General features: G+C 67.8%; 2 protein-coding genes. Both read right to left on the minus strand.

Annotated features, from left to right (window positions below):
* A partial coding sequence (locus VGD44_RS12280; RefSeq protein WP_331087360.1) for a DNA gyrase subunit B occupies nt 1-1,610 on the minus strand: 1,610 nt, incomplete at its 3' end.
* A 164-nt stretch (nt 1,611-1,774) separates the two neighbouring features.
* Nucleotides 1,775-2,239, minus strand: a 465-nt coding sequence (locus VGD44_RS12285) for a globin (protein WP_331087362.1), incomplete at its 5' end; no start/stop codon positions are given.

A 2,239-nucleotide genomic window follows, 5' to 3' on the forward strand; every position in this document is an offset into this window, starting at 1 on the left:
GTCCGGATGTGGGCGCCGTCGACGTCGGCGTCCGTCATGATGACGATCTTGTGGTAGCGCAGCTTCTCGATGTTGAACTCGTCGCGGCCGATCCCGGCGCCCAGCGCCATGATCAGGGTGCCGATCTGCTCGGACGACAGCATCTTGTCGAACCGCGCCCGTTCCACGTTCAGGATCTTGCCCCGTAGCGGCAGGATCGCCTGGTTGTCGCGGTTGCGCGCCTGCTTGGCCGAGCCGCCGGCCGAGTCGCCCTCGACCAGGAAGATCTCGGACTTCGCCGGGTCCTTCTCGGCGCAGTCGGCGAGCTTGCCGGGCAGCGAGGTGATGTCGAGCGCCGACTTGCGCCGGGTCAGTTCACGCGCCTTGCGCGCGGCTTCCCGCGCCGCCGCGGCCTCGGCGATCTTCGTCACGATCAGCCGGGCCTCGTTGGGGTGCTCCTCGAACCAGCTCGAGAGCCCCTCGCCCACCAGGCCCTCCACCGCCGGGCGCACCTCGGACGACACCAGCTTGTCCTTTGTCTGCGACGAGAACTTGGGGTCCGGCACCTTCACCGACAGCACGCAGGTCAGGCCTTCGCGCGCGTCCTCGCCCGACACCGAGACCTTCTCGCGCTTCGCCGCGCCCGAGCTCTCCGCATAGGCGGTGACGATCCGCGTCAGCGCCGAGCGGAACGCCGCCAGGTGGGTGCCGCCGTCGCGCTGCGGGATGTTGTTCGTGAAGCAGAGGACGTTCTCGTGGTAGCCGTCGTTCCACCACAGCGACATGTCGACCTCGACGTTCTCGCGTCGGCCCTTGATCACGATCGGCGTCTTGAGCAGCGGCGTCTTGGCCTTGTCCAGGTGGCGCACGAAGGCCTCGATGCCGCCCTCGTAGCTCATCACCTCCTCGAAGGGCTCGGCCCCGCGGTGGTCCTTCAGCCAGATGGTCACGCCCGAGTTCAGGAACGCCAGTTCGCGCAGCCTGTGCTCCAGCGTCTTCAGGTCGAAGTCGATGAACTTGAAGGTGTCCAGCGAGGGCAGGAAGGTGACCTCGGTGCCGGTCAGCGGCTCGCCGTTGTCGCGCATCGGCGACTTGCCGGTGATCACCAGCGGCGAGACGGCGTCGCCGAGGCGGAACTCCATCTCGTGCTCGTCGCCGTTCCTGTGGATCTTCAGCTTCAGGAACTCGGAGAGCGCGTTCACCACCGAGACGCCCACGCCGTGCAGGCCGCCCGAGACCTTGTAGGAGTTCTGGTCGAACTTACCGCCCGCGTGCAGCTGGGTCATGATGACCTCGGCCGCCGAGACGCCCTCGCCCTCGTGGATGTCGGTGGGGATGCCGCGGCCGTCGTCGGTGACCGTGCACGAGCCGTCGGCGTTCAGGATCACCTCGACCCGCGTCGCCCAGCCGGCCAGCGCCTCGTCGATGGCGTTGTCCACCACCTCGTAGACCATGTGGTGCAGGCCCGACCCGTCGTCGGTGTCGCCGATGTACATGCCCGGGCGCTTGCGCACCGCGTCCAGGCCCTTCAGCACCTTGATGGATTCCGCGCCGTATTCGGCGGCGCCGTTCCCGTTGTTCCCGTTTTCAGCCGTTTCGGGGCCGTTCTGTTCGGTGTTGTCTTCGCTCATCTCGTGTCCAGCTGGCGCGGTCTGTGGGTGGATCCGACCCCGCGGATCCGCAGCGCCTGAGGGTCCCGGCCCGCGCTCGGCGCGGAGCCTAAATTCCACCGCCCTCTATATAGGGTTCGCGCCTGATTCTGCACGCATTTCGGCGCCGCAGCGAAGCCTTTCGCTCAGGCCTGCGCGCCGGCCTTGCGGGCGTAGTATGACGGGAACGCCGGGGTCACCACGTCCGAGCGCGGCGTGGCCCCGATGTAGGTCGCGATCTCGGCCAGAAGCTCGTCCCAGGCGGCGGCCGTTTCCTCGGTCCAGTCGTCGCCGTTGAGCTCCTTCACCACCTCGCCGACGATGCCGAAGAAGGTGGCGAACACCTCGCGCGGCACATCGAAGCCCTCGTGGTTGACCATCTCGGTGGTCATCAGCTGGTGGGCGTAGGTGCGCGGCCCCACGAAGTCGAGGATCGCCTCGAACACCTTCGACAGCATCTCGCCTTTGATCGTGCCGGTCGTGTCGCGCCAGAAGTAGGGCTCGAGCTCGGGCTCGGCTGCGAACAGCCGCGCGTACACCAGCGGCGTCGGGTCGGCGCACCGCTCCGCCGCCAGCTCCAGGCTGGCCTCGATCAGCGCGGCGTGGTGGGG

This window comes from Phenylobacterium sp. (assembly GCF_036402295.1).
In the GTDB taxonomy this organism is placed as follows: Bacteria; Pseudomonadota; Alphaproteobacteria; order Caulobacterales; family Caulobacteraceae; genus Phenylobacterium.